The 20,241-nt window shown below is 52.7% G+C and carries 21 protein-coding genes; 8 read left to right on the forward strand and 13 right to left on the reverse strand.

What is annotated here, in order from left to right; all coding sequences use genetic code 11:
* Nucleotide 1: 1 nt before the first annotated feature.
* The 4 genes from CVU69_08170 to CVU69_08185 all read left to right on the forward strand — a co-directional run bounded on the left by CVU69_08170 (nucleotide 2) and on the right by CVU69_08185 (nucleotide 2,937).
* Nucleotides 2–685: a hypothetical protein gene (locus CVU69_08170; GenBank protein PKN12163.1), complete on the forward strand. Its 684-nt coding sequence runs from the start codon at nucleotides 2–4 to the stop codon at nucleotides 683–685.
* 48 nt (nucleotides 686–733) lie between these two features.
* Nucleotides 734–1,612: a restriction endonuclease gene (locus CVU69_08175; GenBank protein PKN12164.1), complete on the forward strand. Its 879-nt coding sequence runs from the start codon at nucleotides 734–736 to the stop codon at nucleotides 1,610–1,612.
* A 62-nt stretch (nucleotides 1,613–1,674) separates the two neighbouring features.
* A complete protein-coding gene (locus CVU69_08180; protein PKN12165.1) occupies nucleotides 1,675–2,073 on the forward strand; it encodes a hypothetical protein in 399 nt (132 codons plus the stop codon).
* Nucleotides 2,074–2,235: 162 nt separating this feature from the next.
* Nucleotides 2,236–2,937 carry an N-acetylmuramoyl-L-alanine amidase gene (locus CVU69_08185; protein PKN12166.1) on the forward strand — a complete coding sequence of 234 codons (702 nt, stop codon included), beginning with the start codon at nucleotides 2,236–2,238 and terminating at the stop codon, nucleotides 2,935–2,937.
* Between the two features lie 70 nt (nucleotides 2,938–3,007).
* Here the strand turns inward: CVU69_08185 and CVU69_08190 are convergent, their stop codons facing one another.
* From CVU69_08190 to CVU69_08205, 4 genes are all read right to left on the reverse strand, one after another.
* Nucleotides 3,008–4,603, reverse strand: coding sequence for an acetyl-CoA hydrolase (locus CVU69_08190; protein PKN12167.1), 1,596 nt, complete (start codon nucleotides 4,601–4,603; stop codon nucleotides 3,008–3,010).
* Between the two features lie 242 nt (nucleotides 4,604–4,845).
* Entirely contained in the window at nucleotides 4,846–5,583 is a 738-nt protein-coding gene (locus tag CVU69_08195; GenBank protein PKN12168.1) for a hypothetical protein, read from the reverse strand.
* A gap of 49 nt (nucleotides 5,584–5,632) precedes the next feature.
* Nucleotides 5,633–6,061: a hypothetical protein gene (locus CVU69_08200; GenBank protein ID PKN12169.1), complete on the reverse strand. Its 429-nt coding sequence runs from the start codon at nucleotides 6,059–6,061 to the stop codon at nucleotides 5,633–5,635.
* Nucleotides 6,062–6,102: 41 nt separating this feature from the next.
* Complete coding sequence (locus CVU69_08205) at nucleotides 6,103–6,666, reverse strand: hypothetical protein (GenBank protein ID PKN12170.1); 564 nt, start codon at nucleotides 6,664–6,666, stop codon at nucleotides 6,103–6,105.
* A 199-nt stretch (nucleotides 6,667–6,865) separates the two neighbouring features.
* Here CVU69_08205 and CVU69_08210 point away from each other — a divergent pair, with 199 nt between their 5' ends.
* The 4 genes from CVU69_08210 to CVU69_08225 are packed head-to-tail and all read left to right on the forward strand — an operon-like array spanning nucleotide 6,866 to nucleotide 10,069.
* Nucleotides 6,866–7,912 carry a hypothetical protein gene (locus CVU69_08210; GenBank protein PKN12270.1) on the forward strand — a complete coding sequence of 349 codons (1,047 nt, stop codon included), beginning with the start codon at nucleotides 6,866–6,868 and terminating at the stop codon, nucleotides 7,910–7,912.
* Nucleotides 7,913–7,963: 51 nt separating this feature from the next.
* On the forward strand, nucleotides 7,964–8,812 hold the full coding sequence (locus CVU69_08215) for a peptide ABC transporter permease (protein PKN12171.1): 849 nt from the start codon (nucleotides 7,964–7,966) through the stop codon (nucleotides 8,810–8,812).
* Between the two features lie 9 nt (nucleotides 8,813–8,821).
* Nucleotides 8,822–9,244: a hypothetical protein gene (locus CVU69_08220; protein ID PKN12172.1), complete on the forward strand. Its 423-nt coding sequence runs from the start codon at nucleotides 8,822–8,824 to the stop codon at nucleotides 9,242–9,244.
* A 3-nt stretch (nucleotides 9,245–9,247) separates the two neighbouring features.
* Complete coding sequence (locus CVU69_08225; protein PKN12173.1) at nucleotides 9,248–10,069, forward strand: DNA-formamidopyrimidine glycosylase; 822 nt, start codon at nucleotides 9,248–9,250, stop codon at nucleotides 10,067–10,069.
* 58 nt (nucleotides 10,070–10,127) lie between these two features.
* On the opposite strand, the gene CVU69_08230 is transcribed toward CVU69_08225, so the two are convergent.
* The 9 genes from CVU69_08230 to CVU69_08270 all read right to left on the reverse strand — a co-directional run bounded on the left by CVU69_08230 (nucleotide 10,128) and on the right by CVU69_08270 (nucleotide 20,181).
* The gene (locus CVU69_08230) at nucleotides 10,128–10,676 is read right to left on the reverse strand and encodes a 2-oxoglutarate ferredoxin oxidoreductase subunit gamma (GenBank protein ID PKN12174.1); all 549 of its coding nucleotides are present in this window, start codon (nucleotides 10,674–10,676) and stop codon (nucleotides 10,128–10,130) included.
* Between the two features lie 21 nt (nucleotides 10,677–10,697).
* Nucleotides 10,698–11,516, reverse strand: coding sequence for a 2-oxoacid:ferredoxin oxidoreductase subunit beta (locus CVU69_08235; GenBank protein ID PKN12175.1), 819 nt, complete (start codon nucleotides 11,514–11,516; stop codon nucleotides 10,698–10,700).
* 1 nt (nucleotide 11,517) lies between these two features.
* The gene (locus tag CVU69_08240; GenBank protein ID PKN12176.1) at nucleotides 11,518–12,657 is read right to left on the reverse strand and encodes a 2-oxoglutarate synthase subunit alpha; all 1,140 of its coding nucleotides are present in this window, start codon (nucleotides 12,655–12,657) and stop codon (nucleotides 11,518–11,520) included.
* Nucleotides 12,658–12,677: 20 nt separating this feature from the next.
* Nucleotides 12,678–12,860 (reverse strand): tungsten formylmethanofuran dehydrogenase, encoded by a 183-nt coding sequence (locus tag CVU69_08245; protein ID PKN12177.1) that lies wholly within the window; start codon nucleotides 12,858–12,860, stop codon nucleotides 12,678–12,680.
* A gap of 204 nt (nucleotides 12,861–13,064) precedes the next feature.
* Nucleotides 13,065–14,033 carry a malate dehydrogenase gene (mdh, locus tag CVU69_08250; protein PKN12178.1) on the reverse strand — a complete coding sequence of 323 codons (969 nt, stop codon included), beginning with the start codon at nucleotides 14,031–14,033 and terminating at the stop codon, nucleotides 13,065–13,067.
* 77 nt (nucleotides 14,034–14,110) lie between these two features.
* Nucleotides 14,111–16,342 (reverse strand): isocitrate dehydrogenase (NADP(+)), encoded by a 2,232-nt coding sequence (locus CVU69_08255; protein PKN12179.1) that lies wholly within the window; start codon nucleotides 16,340–16,342, stop codon nucleotides 14,111–14,113.
* Nucleotides 16,343–16,510: 168 nt separating this feature from the next.
* A complete protein-coding gene (locus CVU69_08260; protein ID PKN12180.1) occupies nucleotides 16,511–16,978 on the reverse strand; it encodes a hypothetical protein in 468 nt (155 codons plus the stop codon).
* A gap of 66 nt (nucleotides 16,979–17,044) precedes the next feature.
* Nucleotides 17,045–18,832, reverse strand: coding sequence for an aspartate--tRNA ligase (locus tag CVU69_08265; GenBank protein PKN12181.1), 1,788 nt, complete (start codon nucleotides 18,830–18,832; stop codon nucleotides 17,045–17,047).
* An 80-nt stretch (nucleotides 18,833–18,912) separates the two neighbouring features.
* On the reverse strand, nucleotides 18,913–20,181 hold the full coding sequence (locus CVU69_08270; protein PKN12182.1) for a histidine--tRNA ligase: 1,269 nt from the start codon (nucleotides 20,179–20,181) through the stop codon (nucleotides 18,913–18,915).
* Nucleotides 20,182–20,241 lie beyond the last annotated feature (60 nt).

The following is a 20,241-nucleotide window of genomic DNA, read 5'->3' on the forward strand; positions in this document are numbered from 1 at the left end:
ACTGGAAATCGGCACTCAATCAGTTTGCGATCATCTTCGGCGACAGGATGCCGACTTATTAACCGACAAACCCATTTACACAAAATCCTTTACAGGCCCGCTTGGCGTGGTTCAAATTTCAGATCTCGCTAAGAAGTACGATTACAAGTTCATCGATGATCAGTCCACGTTTTCGACGTCAAAAGTCGAGGATATCAAACGGTACAAACAGTCCATCTCAGGCGTCGCGGCGATTGCCGATGAAGACCATGACATCAATGTCTGGGTTTTCCAGGGGAACCCAAACCGCTACGACATCCTCAATGCCCTTAGCGATGAAGAGATTGGAAACTCGATTCATTGGCTTGTCTGCCAGAATAAGAATCGCATTCACAAAGGACACATGGTCCTGCTCTGGATGTCAGGAAAAGAAGCTGGTATCTACGCATTGTGTCGTATCGAGTGCGAACCGTCCCTCATTTCGGAAAATAGACCTGAGAAGAAATATTGGTTGGAAGACGTCGAAAACGAAATTGAAAATCGGGTGCGTCTCTCTGTAATTCGTCGCTTTGTCAACAAACCAATCTTGAAAAAAGATCTACTTAAGATTCCAGAATTGTCAAAGCTTTCGATCCTACGGCAGTTTCAAGGAACAAACTTTCCAGTGCGCGACTCCGAGTGGGAATTAATTGCACAGTTAATGTAGCCATCTAACAACTCGCAAAAGAGCGGACGGGTTAGAAGTCAGAAAGAAATGATGATGCGTAAATCAAAAGCTGAATTTGTAAAATGGTTTGGGCCGCTTCTTGACGCGCTTCGTGACCTTGGGGATTCTGGAAGGCCGCGAGAAGTTTCGGACCGTATTGCCAAGAATCTTAACCTCCCTGACGAGGTTCTGGACGAAACATTGAAGTCCGGTGGCAGCAGGTTTCACAATCAGGTTGCATGGGCGAGGCAGTATCTTGTCTGGGAGGGGATGCTCGAATCTTCTAAGCAAGGTACGTGGACGCTCACGGAAAAAGGACGTACAGCACACGTTACGGAAGCTCAGGCGGCCGAAATATTCAAGAAATGGGTGGCGATTCACGCTGAGATCCGAAAGCAAAAGGCTACTAAGTCGGTTGAAGTGCCTGAAGAGGAAGCACCGGCCCCGGACACACCGGAAGCAGACCAAAAAATGAGCCTGATCGCTGTTCTTCGCTCATTAAGCCCGCTCGGTTTTGAAAAGGTGTCTCGGGAACTCCTGCGGGAATCGGGATTTGAGAATGTCGAAATCACAGGTGGATCTGCCGATGGTGGCATAGACGGTTTCGGCACTCTGGAGATCAATCCTTTCGTAAGTTTCAAGGTATTGTTTCAGTGCAAACGCTACGCGGAGGGCAATTTAGTTGGCCGTTCTCAGGTAGGCGACTTTCGCAACGCCATGATTGGAAGAGCCGAGAAAGGAATCATCATCACAACATCTTCGTTTACCAACGCAGCGGTAGTTGAAGCCAATCGAGAAGGTGCGCCAAAGGTCGAACTTGTTGATGGTGTGAAGTTAGTGGAAATGTTTCAACGGGTTGAGCTTGGTGTTAAAAAACGGACAGTCTATGACGTCGATCCAACATATTTTGAGAGATTCAGAAATTGAATACTAAAACAATCGATCTAATTACCCTCCAGTCTTGCTAAGCACCACAAAAGGAACCGCCGATGCTTCATCCAGACCAATTCCAAGTCAACCAAGCCTGGATCCTCTTTCAATTGAATGACGCACCTATTCACATCAAGGCGGATGGCGACTTCAACTGTCTGGCACTCATGGACGCCGCCAGCTGCTACATCCTAACCTCATCGTTTTATCCCCTCTCCCAGGGTGAATTTTCTGAACTCGAATCGAGACGAATACTCAAACAGGCTTCGGAGCACAAAGGGGCACTGCCAAAAATTCTTTATATCCCCGTTGAACAAAAAGCCGATTCTTTGGCCCGTGCAGCCGAACGTCAGAAGATAGAAGTCATCCGTGTTCCTGAAGAGCAACTATTGATCTTCATCGGCGAAGCGCGACAAGGATTTCGTGAACGCTTTGGTGGCGCAGGCAAACATTCATGAGTTGCTATGGCTCCGACGCTTAAGTTGTGAAACGATCTGGCATCCGCCGGCGCTATCGCGAGCTGGAGCTCGCTCCTACAGAAAACGAATTTAATTGTTTGGTCATGAGGGCAATAAATTCAGCTCACATATGATCACCTGGTGATAAAATCGGTTCTCCTTATGGCTTGTTTTGAGAAAAATTGTTTGCGGTTGCTCTTGTTTGTCATCCTCCTGACGAACACTGTAGCGCCACACACTGCGATGGCGTCGGTCCTGGATCCGCAGGCCATTCAGCGTCCCCTTTTTAATGCGGAGCGCATCCAGCTGACCGTCGATTATGCTCGTCACCACTACGGCACAGCGACCGCAGTTCTGAGCAATCCACAGATGATCGTCATCCACTTTACAACGATCCCGACGTTGCAAAAGACCCTCGATTTTTTCCGCCCGGCCCGAATTGATCAGCAGGTCCGCCGGGATATTGTCGGCGGCGGCGAAGTGAATGTTTCAGCGCATTATCTCGTTGACCGTGACAGCACTCTGTATCAACTCGCCGGAGAAGACATCCTTTGCCGCCATATTATCGGCTTCAATCACAGCGCCATCGGCATCGAAAATGTTGCTGTTAATGCCGATGATCTGACGCAGGCCCAGCTCGAAGCTAATGCCGCGCTGATCAGCCGTATCGTGCAACGCCAGCCGATGATTCGCTATCTTCTGGGCCATCATGAATATCGCGACCATACCCTGCCGCACTATCAGCTGTATCGTGAGGATGACACCAGTTATCGTTTTACGGACAAAATCGATCCTGGGACGCTCTTTATGGCCCGCCTCCGTGCTTTACTTGAGGAACGATATAATCTTCGCTTCCAAAAGTAACGATCCAACAAAAAAGCCCACCGGATGACCGGTGGGCTTTTTTGTTGGAAGGGAAAGTCTCTTGCGAAGACTATTCGCAGAGATCGACTTTGACATCCCAGTTCTTGAGTTTCATGGTGCCGTTCTTCTCAAGGTTGAGGTGCATCTTGAAGGCGCGATCCCAGAGCTGCGGCTCGTGCCCGACTTTACGCTTGAGGCAGTCGGCTTCAGCAATGTTCAGATACTCGTTGAGCTGGTCTTTGTAGTCCGGATGGGCGCACTTCTCGATAATGCGACGGGCGCGATCCTTCGGAGCCAGACCGCGCACGTCGGCCAGGCCCTGCTCGGTGATGACGCAGTCGAGGTCGTGCTCGGTGTGGTCAATGTGCGAGCAGTGCGGAACGACGCAGGAGATACCATTCGGATCGGTCTTGGAAGGCCGGCTCGACGGGGTGTGCATCATCTTCAGGTAGCCGTTGCGCAGGAAGTCGCCGGAACCACCAAGACCGTTGATCATGCGGGTGCCGCCGACCAGGGTGGAATTGGCGTGAGCGTAGATGTCAATCTCAACCGGGGTATTCATGGCAATACACCCCAAACGACGGATCGGCTCCGGCGCATTGGAGATCGACAGGGGCCGTAGGGTGATCTTGTCGAAATACTTGTCCATGTTGGCGAAGAATTTCGGGAAGCCCGGCTCTGCCGAGAGGGAGAGAGAGCAGGAAGAAGCGGCATCGAGTTTGCCCGAATCGAAGAGGTCGAGCATGGTGTCCTGCAGAACCTCGGTGTAGACAGTGAGATTGCTGAAGGGCCCTTTGGCCAGACCGCCGATAACGGCGTTAGCGATGGAGCCGACGCCCGACTGGATCGGCAGGAGATTTTTCGGCAGACGACCGGCCTTCACTTCGTGGGTGAAGAAGTCGATGACATGACCGGCGATCGCTTCGGAGGTGTCATCCTGTTCGGCAAAGGCGCGACCCTGGTCACGGAGTTTGGACTCGACGATGGCAACGATCTTGCTCGGATCGCAGGGGCAGTAGGTGGTGCCGATGCGGGAATCGGCCTTGGTGATGTTGAGCACCTGACGATTCGGCGGGTGGTTACAGGAAACGATGTCGTGGATCCCTTCGAAAGAAGGCTGTCCGGTGTTGACCTCGATGATGACCTTGTCGCAGATCATGAGAATTTCGGGGATAACACCGCAGGAGGAGGTCGGAACCAGGCCGCCATCTTCGGTGATCGCTGAAACTTCGATGATGGCGAGGTCAAGTTTGCCGCTCGGGGTGTCTTTGGTGTAGAAGCCGTAACCGAGATCCTGGGCAAAGAGGGAGAGATGCTTGTCGCCCATGCGGATGCGGCCGGCATTAATCCCGGCGGCGATATCCTTGCCGGTCTGATAGGGCCAGCGACGGTCGATCATGTCGTTGATCGCCCAGCGGTTTTCGGTCTCGGCACCGACAGAGGCGCCGATAAAGAGATTGAATTTGAGCTTGCCCTGCAGGTTGTTTTTTTCAACATGCTCGGCAAGGGCGATCGGCACCATTTTGGGGTATCCGGCCGGGGTAAAACCGGACCAGCCAAGGTTCATACCATCTTTAAACATCGGGATGGTCTGTTCGGCGGTCATAACTTTACTCATCAGGGATTTACAACGTACGCGGTCTTGCAGGGTGCCATACTCGGACATAATTTTCTCTCCTTCATTGGTATAGGGGTCGCGTCATGTTGAGTGCGCGCCATTAATGCCAGTTTGACTACTAAAAGCGAGGGCGTTATGCGCTCACCGTATAAAAAAATGTAAAAAAAAGCTGTGAGAATTCAGATTATCTTTTGTATTCAAGGTCGTTATCTTTTTAAAATTGCGTTACATTTTATATAGAAGCGTCTTGACCAAGTCAAGAAAAAAGGCTGAAGTTGCAACCCGTCCAATTATAACTTCTCAGCGACAAGTTTCTGTGCTTTGCGCGTGTAAGAACTCTCCGGATACTCTGTTGCGAGCCGGTTGAAGTACTCTGCAGCCAACTCACTTTTATCATTATGGAGGTAGGCGCTGCCAAGGATGAAGTAAAGCTCATCTCTGCGACTGAAATTCGGGTAAGCAGCGACTAGAGGTTCAAGGCGGGCGATAGCCGCGGTGCTGACCCCTTTTTTTTCATAATATGCGCCGATATGGAGTTCGTGGGCAGCCAGAGCATCCATCTCCTCGGCCATGAATTTTTCGACAGCGGGTCGTCTCGGGTCGGCAGGATAACGGGCGAGGAAGGTTTTGAATGCTGACAGCGCATTTTTTGTTGTCGTTTGATCCCGCATCGGTGCCAGCATTTCACGATGATAAGAGACCCCGAGATTGTACAGAACATTGGCGTTATGTAGATCGTCAGAATGAGTTTTGAGATAGGACTCATAGGCCACAACCGCTTCGATATAGCGTTCTGCCAAGAAGTGGGCTTCCGCAATTTTTAGCTCAGCTAATGCATTCATCTCTGGAGAAACGTAGCGCTCACGCACCTTTTCCCAAGCGGCAATAGCCTCGTCATAGCGTTTCTCGGCAAAGAAGGTTTCCCCCTCGCTCATCAATATTTCCGCGGAACGGGGGGAGGGGGCGACGCTACTGCTGCAGGCAGTCATCAAAAGGAGGAAAAAGCTTGTTAACAACATAAAATGCATCGAATTTATCTTCCTTATAGGGTTTAGGCGGTGAGTAGTCCAAAAAGTTTTAGCGACAATTCCCCTGGCGTTTACCGGTCAAGGTGTAGGTGCGCATTTCCGTTTCTTTTCCGACTGCGGAGGTCATTGTCTGCACGGCTCCTTCAACTTTGCTGATGTCGTAGGTCGCATTGCCGACACTGCGGGTGACAAATTCTTTTTCACGGCACTCGGCGACCCAGAAGACGGTGTTCCCTTCGATCTCTTTGGTAAGGAGTCGACATCCCGCATTTTTCGCGGGGATCGGAACCGGTTCGTTTTGGCTGAGGCAGAGCATCTGAACGATCGGCAGGAAATCGGGAGTTTTTGGGTTGAGTTGCAAGGTGATGTTCCACGCCCCTTCTTTCAGAGGGATCTCAGGCGAGGCTGCAAAAGTCGCAGTCATGGGTAACATAGTCACCACAAAGATGTAAAAGCTAATAAAGGGCAGACGGTGCATCTAATTTAAAACCTTCCAGAATAAAACTATTGGGTCAAAATTTAATTTTCCATGAGGTGTTGCAATAATATTTTGGTGCCGATTGCGCATAAAATTAAACCTCCCAGTATTTCCACCCGTTTTCCCCAGATTGTGCCGCACCGCCGCCCCAGAAGTAAACCGGCAACAGTGAGGATTCCGGCGACCAGGCCGATGATCAGGGCAGGAGTCCAGACCGAGATGTTAAGCATCCCCAGACTCAGGCCGACTGCAAGCGCGTCGATACTGGTGGCGATTGACAGAATGATTAGAGTCCCCCCGCGCGTCGGATCTTTCCCGCTTTTTGTCTCCTCTTCCTGAAAGGCCTCGTAGAGCATCTTTACCCCGACAATAAAGAGGAGAACAAAGGCAATCCAGTGATCGTAAGCATGTATCCATTTCTGGATCGTCATGCCGGCGAACCAGCCAAGAATCGGCATCAAAGCTTGAAAAAGTCCGAAATGGAAACCAAGGCGAAAAAGATGTCTGCCGGTCAGGCGGGAGATGTTTATTCCCACGCCGAGAGCCACGGCAAAAGCATCCATGGCGAGGGCGATGGCAATTGCGATGATGGTCAGCCAATCCATGTTGTTGAAGTGTCATCCTGTAGATAAGGGGCTCGGATTCAGAAGGTTTTGCGATATTACCGACCTCTGAGTTGTGACACAAGCATAAAAAAACAAATTTATTCCTATCAAATTTTCAAGATACACAAGCGATTTTGTGGTAAAAGAATCCCGTTGGACAAAGGAAGTACTCGTGTTTTGAATGAAGGGTAGAATCATGATGGTGGAGAAGAATATAAGGCGTCAGTCGGGTGCCATTGATCCCCTCTATTTTTATATCTCGTCATGGGTGTTAGCCGCTGTCGTTCTTACTCTGGTTCTCAAACTGCATCTACTCCCGGCTCTCTTCGCCGGCTTGGCAGTCTATGAACTGGTGCATCTCATCTCTCCAAGATTTCATGGCTATACTTCGACGAAAAATCGGGCGCGACTCTGGGTTCTTGTTCTCATTGCTTCCTCGATTGTCGCTATTTTGTGGGTTTTTGCCCTTTGGTCCGTCTCCTTGTTTCGTTTCGGTGCAGGGAGTCTGCCGCGGATGGCGCAGATGATGGCAGAAATTATCGAAGGATCCCGGGATATTCTACCGGCAGGATTGCTGCAATATCTGCCCGCTAATGTTGATGCAATGAATGCCGCAGTGGCAAAATTATTACGTAACCACGCGGAAACGTTACAGGCAGCTGGAGGAATTTTCGTCCGATCGCTCGCCTACATACTCATTGGTATGGTGGTCGGCGCTTTACTTTCTTTACGGGAGGTTACCTCAGGGCGCAAGCGGCTGCGTCGACCTCTAGCCACAGCGATTGCAGAGCGGGCAAGACGTTTCACCCGATCTTTTCGTCGGGTTGTCTTTGCGCAGGTGCGGATTGCCGCTTTAAATACTTTTTTAACCTGGTTATATCTAGGCGTCGCACTTCCATTGTTGGGAATTTCAATTCCTTACGTCAAGACGATGGTGGCATTAACCTTTATTGTCGGACTGTTACCGGTGATCGGTAACATCATTTCAAATACAGTCATTGTTGTCATCAGTTTGAGCGTCTCTTTTCAAGTCGCTGGATCTTCGCTTCTCTTTTTGGTCATCATTCATAAACTTGAGTACTTCATTAATGCCCGGATCATTGGTGCTCGCATTGATGCGCATGCATGGGAATTGCTTCTGGCCATGCTGGTTATGGAGGCAGCTTTCGGGCTAAGCGGCTTGGTTGCGGCCCCGGTCTATTATGCCTATTTAAAAGATGAACTTGAAGCGCAGCACCTTGTCTGATTTGTGGTAAACAGATCAACGTGTCGAAATTACATTGGATTATTCAGAGATATGATCGATTTTTTGAAAAGTTTCATTGCGATCTTGCAGCAATTGCAGCGCAATCGTATGGCTTTGGCCGGGGTGGTGATTGTTGTCTTTATGTTTCTACTCGCCCTTTTTGCACCCCTGTATAACCGCGACCCCGGTGCTATCGATATCACGCTGCGCCTCATGCCTCCAGGGTGGGGGCATCCTCTTGGCACTGACGACCTTGGTCGGGATGTTCTGGCTAGGATCCTTTATGGTGCGAGAATCTCCCTTCTTGTTGGTTTTGTTGCTGTCGGCATTGCTACTCTGATCGGTATCATTGTCGGGGCAATGGCCGGTTTTTATGGCCGCTGGGTTGATGCTGTCCTGATGCGCTTTGTCGATATCATGCTCTGTTTCCCGACATTTTTTCTCATCCTTGCAGTCATTGCTTTTCTGGAGCCCTCCATCTGGAACATCATGATTATTATCGGTCTAACCGGCTGGATGGGGGTTGCGCGCCTGGTTCGTGCAGAGTTTTTGTCTTTGCGCAGTCGTGATTTTGTGGTTGCCGCCCAATCGATCGGCGCCTCCGACCAGCGCTTGATCTTTCGTCATATTCTCCCGAATGCACTTTCACCGGTGATCGTTTCGGCGACGCTGGGGGTGGCCGGCGCTATCCTTACTGAAAGCGCCCTGTCATTTCTCGGAATTGGTGTGCAGCCCCCGACGCCGTCTTGGGGGAACATGTTGATTACCGGGAAACAGACACTCGGTTCCGCCTGGTGGCTTTCGGTCTTTCCCGGCATGGCAATTCTGCTGACAGTTCTCGGGTACAATCTCCTCGGAGAAGGTTTGCGCGATGCCCTTGACCCGCGTATGGACCGCTAAGGAGGATTGATGATTCTGGCGTTGACCCCGGAAATTCTGATTCAGGAGCGTGTTGCCGCCTTCATGCAGCAGGATTTTCGTACCATTTTTTACAGCTATCACCCTGACGCCCCGTTTCTGCATTTCTTTCCTGATTGTGACACTTATCTGGCATATGCTACGGCAGAAATTGCAGGGATCTTCGAGATCAGTGCCTGTGAAATTCTGCGAAGTTGTCAGCACAGTGAGACCGCCGAAATTCTTTTCCGTCAACGATTGCACCTTAAGGGCGAAGTCCTTGACTCCCTTGAAATAGGCCGCTGCCGCCGCGCTGCAGATGGCAGGTGGTTATTTGTGGCAGCGCTGCGGCTCGATCTCTGCAAGTTACCAGCTGATCTTCAATCCTGTTCATGGGATGATCTGCGTGCTGCCGGTAATGACCTGTGGATTTAAACGATGCCTGAATTACCGGAAGTTGAGACGATCTGTCGCGGGATTGCCCCGCTTATTGTCGGCTTAAGCATTGCGGAGATTATTGTCCGGGAACCACGTCTACGTGTTTTGATCCCTGCGAATCTTTCCGTTTCTTTGCAAGTACGGACGGTTCTTGCCGTCAGCCGCCGGGCAAAATATCTGCTGATTCATTTTAGTGGTGATTGTACGCTGCTAATCCATCTGGGGATGTCCGGTACGTTGCGCTTCCTTGCTGAACCACTCCCTTTTGAATGTCACGATCATGTGGAAATCATCTTTGCCCAAGGGGGACAACGACTGCGCTTCCGTGACCCCCGTCGTTTTGGCGCCATCTTCCCCTGTTATGGAGATCCCCAGGCGCATCCTGCGCTGGCAGGGTTGGGGCCGGAACCCCTTTCGGATGAGTTTACAGCGAACTACCTTTATCAGCGTTCACGACAAAGGACAGTCACTGTCAAATCTTTTTTGATGGAACAGAAAACAGTTGTCGGGGTCGGGAATATTTATGCCAGTGAGGCTCTGCATGCGGCCGGAATTGCACCGTGGCGACAAGTCGGAAAGATCAGTCGCCGGCGTTATGCTTTACTGGTAAAGGAGGTCCGCGCCGTGCTGCTGCGTGCCATTAAGGCGGGGGGGACGACACTTCGCGATTTTAAAAGTGCTGCCGGGAAGCCGGGCTATTTCGCACAGGAACTAATGGCTTATGGTCGTGCCGGTGAACCTTGTCGAAGGTGTGGCGGGGAAATTCAGCGCATGCAGATTGATGGACGATCGAGTTTTTATTGCTCCGATTGTCAGTCGTAACCAAGAAAAAAGGCTCCCGATCATCTCGGGAGCCTTTTTTCTTGTCATATCCTCATAACTAGCCGAGAATTTTTTTCATGTCTTCGAACCCTTGTGCGTAAGCTTTTCTGTTGAGCTCAATGAAAGCTTCCGGAACACGGGAAAGGACAGCTTGTAAGCCGGCTTCGCGCGAGACAGCATCGGTCAGAGCAATCATGGCGCCGAGAGCGACGACGTTGGCGACGATTTCACGACCGACAACATCTTTGGCAGTGCGCATGATCGGCATCTTATAGACTTTAAAGTCGCCTTTCGGCTCGTTTTTGACAAAGTCAGAGTCGATGAGCAGGACACCGCCCTTTTTGATGCCGTTGGCGTATTTGTCAGCAGATTCCTGGGTCATTGCCAGGCAGGCGTCAACAATAGTTGCCTTGGGGTAATCGATGGGGCCATCGGAGATGATAACTTCCGACTTGGATGCCCCGCCGCGGGCCTCAGGGCCGTAGCTCTGGGACTGAACGGCATGCTTTCCCTCGATGATCGAGGCGGCCTCGGCCAGAATGATCCCGGCGGTGATCAGGCCCTGCCCGCCAGCGCCGGAAAACCGTATTTCATATCTTTTAGACATTCTTCGGTCTCCTTCGTCTGATTATTTCACGCCCTGGGCGCGGGCAATGACCTTGGCGTACTGCTCGCAGTACTCGGGCTTGTCTTCTTTGTAGAGGACGCCGGTCAGGATCTTCCCTTCAAGCTGTTCGGCAGTCATCTTGCCGGCGGCTGTGACAGGAACAGCAATATCCTTGAGGCGTTTCATCATATCGACAACGCTACGGAACTTGTTGCGACGACCGTAAGTGGTCGGGCAGTCGTCAAGAACCTCGATAATCGCCATCCCTTTGTGCTTGATCCCTTCAACAATCAACTTGTCGATCTGGGTAGCATGAAAAGCGGTGGTCCGGGCGACAAACGTGGCACCGGCGCCGATTGCCAGTTTGCTGATATCGAAGGTCGGGTCGGGGTTGCCGTAAGGCGTGGTTGATGCCTTGTCACCGGTCGGTGTGCAGGGGGAGAACTGACCGCCGGTCATGCCGTAGATGAAGTTATTCATGATGACATAAGTCATGTCGATGTTACGGCGGCAGGCGTGAATGAAGTGGTTACCGCCAATGGCGGTACCGTCGCCGTCGCCGCCCATGACGATGACATTCATCTCGGGTCTGGCCATCTTGACGCCGGTGGCAAAGGCAGCAGCGCGACCGTGGGCGGTGTGCAGGGTGCACATGTCAACGTAGCCGGGGAGACGGCTGGCGCAGCCGATACCGGAGACCAGAGCGGTGTTGTTCTTCTCAAGACCGCAAGTATCCATGGCCCGGAGCAGGCCCTTCATGACGATTCCGTGGCCGCAACCAGGGCACCAGATGTGGGGCAGTTTGCCAGGACGGAGAGATTTTTCGTAATCGTAAGCCATGTTACTTGACCTCCTTGACCTGGGCAATGATCTGGCCGGGGTTGAGTGGCTCACCGTCGACTCGACCGATGCTGATAACCGGGCAGCTGCCCTTGACCACACGCTCGACTTCAAGATTCATCTGGCCGAGGTTCATTTCGGGGACGATGATCGCCTTGACCTGTTTACCAAGAGCGGAAATCCGCTTCTCCGGGAAGGGCCAGAGGGTGATGGGACGGAAGAGGCCGGCTTTGATTCCTTCTTTACGCAGTTCGTTGACCGCGTAACGGGCGGAACGGCTGGTGGAACCGTAGGCAAAGACCAGAATATCGGCATCTTCAGTCAGATACTCTTCGTTCAACTCAATCTGGGCGCGAGCCACTTCGCCTTCGACTTTGCGGACCTGGCGACGCTCTTCAGCATCGACGTACTCCGCTTTCGTGGTCGGGAAGCCATCCTGTGCCTTGTTCAGACCGGTGACATGGAAGCGGTAACCGGAACCGAAAGCAGCCAGGGGAGGGACGTCACCGAAGGAGGTGTCGTACGGCTTGTACTGCTCGGGCGGAACGGTCGGCAGGGTGCGATTGATAATCTCAAGTTCGCCCGCTTCGGGGAACTCGATACGCTCGCGCATATGTCCGACGATTTCGTCATAAAGGACCTGTACCGGCATGCGGTACTTTTCGGCGAGATTGAAGGCGCGGACGGTCTCGGTGAAGATCTCCTGAACCGACGCGGGGACCAGAGCGATGGTTGCGTGGTCGCCGTGGGTGCCCCATTTGGCCTGCTGCACATCGGACTGGCCGGGGCCGGTCGGCATGCCGGTCGACGGACCGCCGCGCATGACGTTGATGATAACGCAGGGGATCTCGGCAATACAGGCGTATCCGATGAGTTCCTGCTTGAGGGAGACGCCGGGACCCGAAGTTGCGGTCAGAACTTTGGCGCCGGTCAGGGAAGCACCGAGGACCGAAGCCATAGCAGCAATCTCGTCTTCCATCTGGATAAATTTACCGCCGACTTTAGGGAGTTCGTTAGAAAGAACTTCCGCGACCTCGGTGGAGGGTGTAATGGGGTATCCGCCGAAGAATGTGCAACCGGCGTACATTGCGCCGTGCGCACAGGCTTCGTTCCCCTGCATCAGAGCTACTTTTTTTGCCACGTTAGCTGACCTCCTATGAATTAATCAGTGTGGACTTTGATGGCGAAGTCGGGACAGCGCAGTTCGCACTGCATGCACTTGATGCAGTCGTCAGGGCGAGCTACCTTCACGATGAACCCATCCATTTCAAGGACGTTCTTGGGACAGAACTCCACGCAGATGCTGCATCCTTTGCAGTATCTTTCGATGACCTCAATGCTCATTCCTATTACTCTCCTTTACAGATTTTTGAGCAGCCGAAACACGGTTTTACAACTTGCGGAGATTAGCACAACTGCCGGGAATCGATCTATAGAAAATTTCGAATATTTTAAAAAGAGTCGATGCTCGGTTTCTTCGCATTTTTTAGTAAAGAAGGGCAATGTCACCATTGCCCTTCTTTACTCTTTTACGTGTGGAGCAAATGATTAAAGAAGGCCCTGAGTTTTCAAAACACCGACCAGATCTTTAACCGCAGCAACGGATTTGTCCATCATTGTCTGCTCGGTGGCGTCAAGTTTAAATTCGAGAATTCCTTCAACACCTTTGTCGCCGAGGATGGCAGGGACGCCGACATAGTAGCCTTTGATGCCGAACTCACCATTGAGATAAACGCAGGTGGGGAGGACACGTTTCGAGTCTTTGAGGATCGATTCAGCCATGGCGATCGCCGAAGAAGCGGGGCTGTAGAAAGCACTGCCGGTCTTGAGCAGGGCAACAACTTCACCGCCGGCGCCACGGGTGCGCTTGACCATCGCTTCCATAACTTCTTTGGCTTTGTCAGCACTTTTGTACTTCTGTTCCAGGAGTTCCATTACCGGGATGCCCTGAACGCTGGCATAACGGACCAGGGGAACCATGTCGTCACCGTGGCCGCCAAGGGTCATAGCAGTGACGTCTTTTACCGAGACGCCCAGTTCCCAGGCGATAAAGGCTTTGAAGCGGGCCGAGTCAAGGACGCCGGCCTGGCCGATAACCCGCTCGTAGGGGAAACCGGTGATCTTCTGGCAAAGGGTGACCATGGCGTCAAGAGGATTGGAAATGACGATAACGATCGACTCGGGAGCGAATTTTTTGATCCCTTCGGCGACAGAAGTCATGATCTTGCTGTTGACTTCGATCAGGTCATCGCGGCTCATACCCGGTTTGCGGGGGAGACCGGCGGTGACGATAACAACTTTGGAACCTTCGATATCTTTGTAATCGTTCGTCCCTTTGAGACAAACATCAAAGCCGTCGACAGGCGCTGCTTCGGCGATGTCGAGCATCTTGCCCTGGGGAAGGCCTTCGACGATATCGAAAAGAACGACATCACCAAGTTCACGCAGCGCGCAGAGTTGTGCGAGAACGCCGCCAATTTGTCCACCACCAATCAATGAAATCTTCGGTCTTGCCATTGTCATCTCTCCTTGGGTTGGGAATTTAAGAATAAGAGCAGGGCATCAAGGATGCCCTGCTCCAGCCAAAATGCAATTTATAGAGTATCAATAATTGCGTTCAGTGTTGCACTGGGGCGCATCGCTTGGGCAACCTTGGTTTTGTCCGGGTGATAGTAGCCACCCATATCGACTGGTTTCCCCTGTGCAGCAAGGAGCTCTTCGTTGATCTTCGCTTCATTGGCGGCCAGAGACTGGTACACCTTGGTAAACTTTTCCTTCAGTTCCTGGTCTTTGTTTTGAGCAGCCAAGGCCTCTGCCCAGTACATGGCAAAGTAGAAGTGACTGCCACGGTTATCAATCTGGCCGACCTTGCGGGCCGGAGATTTGTTGTTGTCGAGGAACTTGGCAAGGGCTTGGTCAACGGTCTCGGCCAGGACTTGGGCCTTGGCATTGTTGAAGGTTGCGGCCAGGTGCTCCAGGGATGCGCCGAAGGCCGAAAACTCACCAAGGGAATCCCATCGAAGGTAGCCTTCCTTCACGAATTGCTGGACGTGCTTGGGGGCCGAACCGCCGGCCCCGGTTTCGAAGAGGCCGCCGCCAGCCAGCAGCGGAACGATGGAGAGCATTTTGGCGCTGGTCCCCAACTCCAGGATCGGGAAGAGGTCGGTCAGATAGTCGCGCAGTACGTTGCCGGTAACTGAAATGGTGTCCTGTCCTTTGCGGATGCGGGCCAGGGAGAACTTCATCGCTTCGACCGGGCTCATGATGTGGAACTCCAGGCCGGACGTATCGTGATTTTTCAGGTATTTCTCAACTTTGGCAATGACATTGGTATCATGCGCCCGGTTTTTATCGAGCCAGAAAACGGCCGGTGCGCCGGTGGCGCGGGCACGATTTACGGCCAGCTTGACCCAATCCTGGATCGGAATGTCTTTGACCCGCGACAAACGCCAGATATCGCCTTCCTCGACGTTATGCTCCATCAGCGCCTTGCCGTCGGCAGCGACAACGCGGATGGTGCCGCTGGCCGGGATCTCGAAGGTGGTGGGGTGGGAGCCGTACTCTTCGGCCTTCTGTGCCATCAGGCCGACGTTGGGGACCGAGCCCATGGTGACCGGATCGAAGGCGCCGTTTTTCTGGCAATCCTCAATGATCTCCTGATAGAAGGTTGCGTAGCAACGATCCGGGATCATCGCCTTTGTGTCCTGCAATTTCCCTTCGGCATTCCACATCTGGCCGGCTTCACGAACCACGACCGGCATGGAGGCATCGACGATAATATCGTTCGGAGTATGGAGATTGGTGATCCCTTTGTCGGAATCGACCATGGCCAGAGGCGGACGCTGTGCGTAAACAGCTTTGATGTCTGCTTCAATCTCGGCCTGCTTGGCTGCCGGAAGTTTTTCAATTTTCTTGTAGAGGTCGCCAATACCCAGATTGGGGTTCACGCCCAGTTCCTTGAGGGTCGTGGCGTGCTTCTCGAACACGTCCTTGTAGAAGACCGTCACGGCGTGACCAAACATGATCGGGTCGGAGATCTTCATCATTGTCGCTTTTAGGTGCAGTGACAGCAGGATGCCACTCTTTTTGGCATCTTCAATCTGGTCGGCAAAGAATTTCCGCAGGGCCTTCTTGCTCATAAAGGTTGCTGAGAGGATCTCTCCCGTGGAAGCCGTTAGCTTGTCCTTCAGTACGGTGGTCTTACCGTCAGCCACCAGTTCAATCCGGAAGTCGCCACCATTCTCCATATTCACCGACTTCTCGTTACCATAGAAGTCGCCGTCGGTCATGTGCGCGACATGCGCCTTGGAGCCGGCCGCCCAAGGGCTCAAGGGGACGGTCTTTGGATTCTTTCTGGCGTATTCTTTGACCGCGAGAGGAGCTCTGCGGTCAGAGTTGCCTTCACGCAGCACCGGGTTGACGGCGCTCCCGAGGCATTTTGAATAACGCTCTTGAATCTCTTTTTCTGCTGCATTTTTAGGGTCTTCAGGATAGTTGGGAAGATTATAGCCCTGGCTTTGCAACTCAGCGATGACTTCTATTAACTGGGGAACTGAGGCACTGACGTTGGGCAGCTTGATGATGTTCGCTTCTTTTTTCTGGGTAAGTTCGCCTAACTGTGCCAGAAAGTCGGGGACGCGCTGGCTTTCGGTCAGTAATTCAGGAAAGGTGGAGATAACCCGTCCGGCTAATGAGATGTCGCGCATCTCGACAGAAACCCCGGTCCCCTTGGTAAAGGCCTGGACGATAGGGAGGAGGGAGTAAGTCGCCAGAGCAGGTGCTTCGTCAATCTCGGTCCAGATAATAGTGGTATTCTTCGTTGTCATTTTCTCTCCTTTATTAAGCCAGTGGATGAAAGAAAGGTGATGAATATTCACCTTTATGAATGAAGCGAGCAAAACGTGTATACAGTATGTAAAAGGTTAAGGGGTGTCAAGAAAAAATAAGGGAAAAAACGCGGGTTTTGTGAGGTCCGCAGTAGCGGAACAACAACTTTATTCTGGCGAAAAAAAGTTGGATTTTTTTGCGAGAATACGTGCTTTTTGCCGCTCCTCCTCGCTGACATTGCGAGGGATGGTGAGGGTTTGACCAGCGTAAATTTTACGGGGATCTTTGATCTGGTCGCGATTCGCTTGATACAGGAGGGGCCAAAGCAAAGGGTCACCGTAGATGTCGGGGCGTTTGGCAATGACCCACAAAAGTTCTCCGTCGCTGACGATATAGCTCAAGCGCGTTTTGCTGTTTCCCCCGGTCGGCGGCAGGGACTGCTTGCTTGCCGTTGTGGCGACGGGTTCGGTCGTGGCTGACGGCGCCAATTCAACCGGCCCTGTTGCTTCTGCTACCGGCGGCGGAAACGTTTCTGCGGCAGAAAGAGGTTGGTTGCGGCACGGCAACAGGGTGCAGCCTGTCAATAAGGAGTTAATACAGAGGGTAATGAAAAAGAGTTTGAGAAGAATTTTCATGATGAGAAGATCATTCAGTGCAGGGGGGCGACGAGTTGAGACGCTCTTCGCCCCCCTGCTTTTCTTTTATTTAGCTTTAAGATTGGTGCGGATGGAGAGTTCCCGCAACTGCTTATCGTCAACTGCGTTCGGTGCATCCGACATCAGGCAGGTGCCGCGTTGTGTCTTCGGGAAGGCGATGACGTCGCGAATTGAATCGGAACCGGTGAGGATCATGATCATGCGATCGAGACCGAAGGCGATGCCGCCGTGTGGCGGGGTGCCGAAGTCAAGGGCATCAAGGAGGAAACCGAATTTGGAGTTGGCTTCTTCTTCTGAAAGCCCCAGCATGCGGAACATCAAGGACTGCACATGCTGCTGATGAATACGGATGGAGCCACCGCCGATCTCGTTGCCATTGAGGACAAGGTCGTAAGCTTTGGCGCGGCAGCGGCCGGGATCGGATTCGACATAATCGACGTCTTCATCCATCGGCGCGGTAAAGGGGTGATGCACAGCACACCAGCGTTTTTCGTCCTCATCCCACTCCAGCAGGGGAAAGTCGGTAATCCACACAAAACGGAAGTCCTCTTTGCTGGTGAGATTGAGCTGTTTGGCGAGGTGATTGCGCAGTTTGCCGAGGGCATCATGGACGACCTTGAACTTGTCAGCGACAAAGAGGAGGAGGTCGCCTTCTTCGGCGTTAAAGGCGGCGCTGATTGTCGCCATCTCGGCTTCTGTAAAGAACTTGGCGATCGTCGAATGCCACACGCCGTTCTCGATCTTGACGTAGGCCAAGCCTTTGGCGCCGTAAATCTTGACGAACTCGGTCAGTTCGTCGATCTCCTTGCGGGAGAATCTGGCGCAGCCCTTGGCGTTGATCCCCTTGACAATACCGCCGTCGCTGACAACATCGGCAAAGACTTTGAAGCCGGAATTTTGCACGGTTTCAGAAAGATCGACGAGTTCAAGGCCAAAGCGCAGGTCGGGATTGTCGACCCCGAAGCGCCGCATGGCTTCCTGGTAGGTCATGCGTTCAATCGGCAGAGTAATATCCAGGCCTTTTGTCTCCTTGAAGACGCGGGCCATCAAGCCTTCCATCACTGTGATGATGTCATCGCGGTCAATAAAGGACATTTCGCAATCGATCTGGGTAAATTCCGGCTGCCGATCGGCGCGCAGATCTTCGTCGCGGAAGCAGCGCACCACCTGGAAGTAGCGATCGAAGCCCGAGATCATCAGGATCTGCTTGAAGATCTGCGGCGACTGGGGGAGAGCATAGAAGCAACCGGGATTGATTCGTGACGGGACGAGGAAGTCGCGGGCCCCTTCCGGCGTCGATTTGGTCAGAAACGGGGTTTCAAGTTCGATGAACTTGTTCTCCGTCAGATACTGACGGGTGGTCTGCGCAACTTTGTGGCGGAGGATCAGATTATGCTGAAGCTGCGGACGACGCAAATCGAGATAGCGGTACTTAAGCCGGATATTCTCGGCGACGTCGCTGTGCTCGTCGAGCATGAAGGGGAGGACTTTCGAGCGGTTGAGGAGTTTGCACTCGACCACCTGCACTTCGACCTCGCCGGTCTTCATGTTAGGATTGATCGTGCCGGCCGGTCTCGGAATGACCTTGCCGCGGATCGCCAAAACATATTCGTTGCGCGCGCTCTCGGCGACTTTGTGGGCCGCTCCGCACAGATCCGGATCAAAGACGATCTGGGCCAGACCTTCACGGTCACGCAGATCGATGAAGATCAGACCACCATGGTCACGACGGCGCAATACCCAACCCATCAAGCAGACATCGCGACCGATATCGGCTGCGCTGAGATCCCCACAATAACTGCTGCGTTTCCAGTCGCCTATTACATCACTCAAGGTCTTATCCTCCGGTTCAAATATTTATCGTTAAAGATCGGTGATTATAGAGAGGGGTGAAGCATGGGGTCAATCTCTAATTACGGTGTGAAATCACCCGACAAAATTGTCGGCAGAGTTATTTCAATCCGGTCGAGAGCGATCGTACTTTGTGTCCCGGCATCCATATTTTTGAGCTGGGCCGTGCCACTGCGAATTTCATCCTCGCCGACGATCAGCACATGCCGCGCCAGCAGTTTGTCGGCGCGTCGCATTTGGCTCTTCAGGCTCTTGCCGGCATAGTCCAGTTCAGCGCTGATGCCGAGGCGTTGCAGTTTGGCAGCGAGGAGGAACCCCCAATCCCCCGCTTCCGCTCCAAGGGCGGCAACAAAGAGATCCGGTCGTTGCGGGGCAACACTTTGCTGCCCTTTGAGGAGGACAAGGCGCTCCAAACCCATGGCGAAGCCGATGCCGGGTTGATCGGGGCCGCCAATCTCCCGGATCAGACCGTCGTAACGACCGCCGGCAGCGACGGCGTTTTGCGCGCCGAGACTGTTGGTGACCATTTCAAAGGTCGTGCGGGTGTAGTAGTCAAGTCCCCGAACCATGCGCGGATTAACGGTAAAGGGGATCTCCATCTGCTTCAGGAGGCGGTTGACAGTGGCAAAGTGATCATCACAGTCCGGACAAAGGTGTTCAATGATCGCCGGAGCATGGCGGGTGGCGCTTTGACAGTCGGGAACCTTGCAGTCGATGACCCGGAGCGGATTGGTCCGGAAACGGCGCCGGCAATCTTCGCAAAGGTGCTCAAGTTGACTTTCGAGGGCGGCAATCAACTGGTCGCGATAGGCGGGGCGGCAAGTTGGACAACCGAGACTGTTGATTTGCAGCGAGATATCAGGGATCTCCGCTTCGGCAAAGAAATGGGTGAGCATCGCCAGAATCTGGGCATCGATCTTCGGGTCGGCAACGCCGATCGCTTCGGCGCCGATCTGGTGAAACTGGCGATAGCGGCCTTTCTGCGGGCGTTCATAGCGGAACATTGCGCCGAGATAGTAAAGTTTGGTCACGGCGTCGAGGGCATGAAGTTTGTGTTCGCAATAAGCCCGCATGACCGGCGCCGTCCCTTCCGGGCGCAAGGTCAGCGAGTTATTACTGCGATCGTTAAAAGTATACATCTCCTTTTCGACGATATCGGTCGTTTCGCCAATGGAGCGTTTAAAGAGTTCGGTCTTTTCCACGACGGGAACACGGATTTCAGCAAAGCCGTAAGCCTTGAAGACCCGGCGCGCTGTCTCTTCCATAAACTGCCAGGTCTCAACTTCTCCCGGCAATATGTCATTCATTCCTTTGATGCCTGTGATACTCACTTTGACCTCACTTTATGATTCGCCGGTGACGACGGTCCCGGTGTTTGAAATTAAAATATT

The organism is Deltaproteobacteria bacterium HGW-Deltaproteobacteria-4 (assembly GCA_002841765.1).
In the GTDB taxonomy this organism is placed as follows: Bacteria; Desulfobacterota; Desulfuromonadia; order Desulfuromonadales; family UBA2197; genus UBA2197.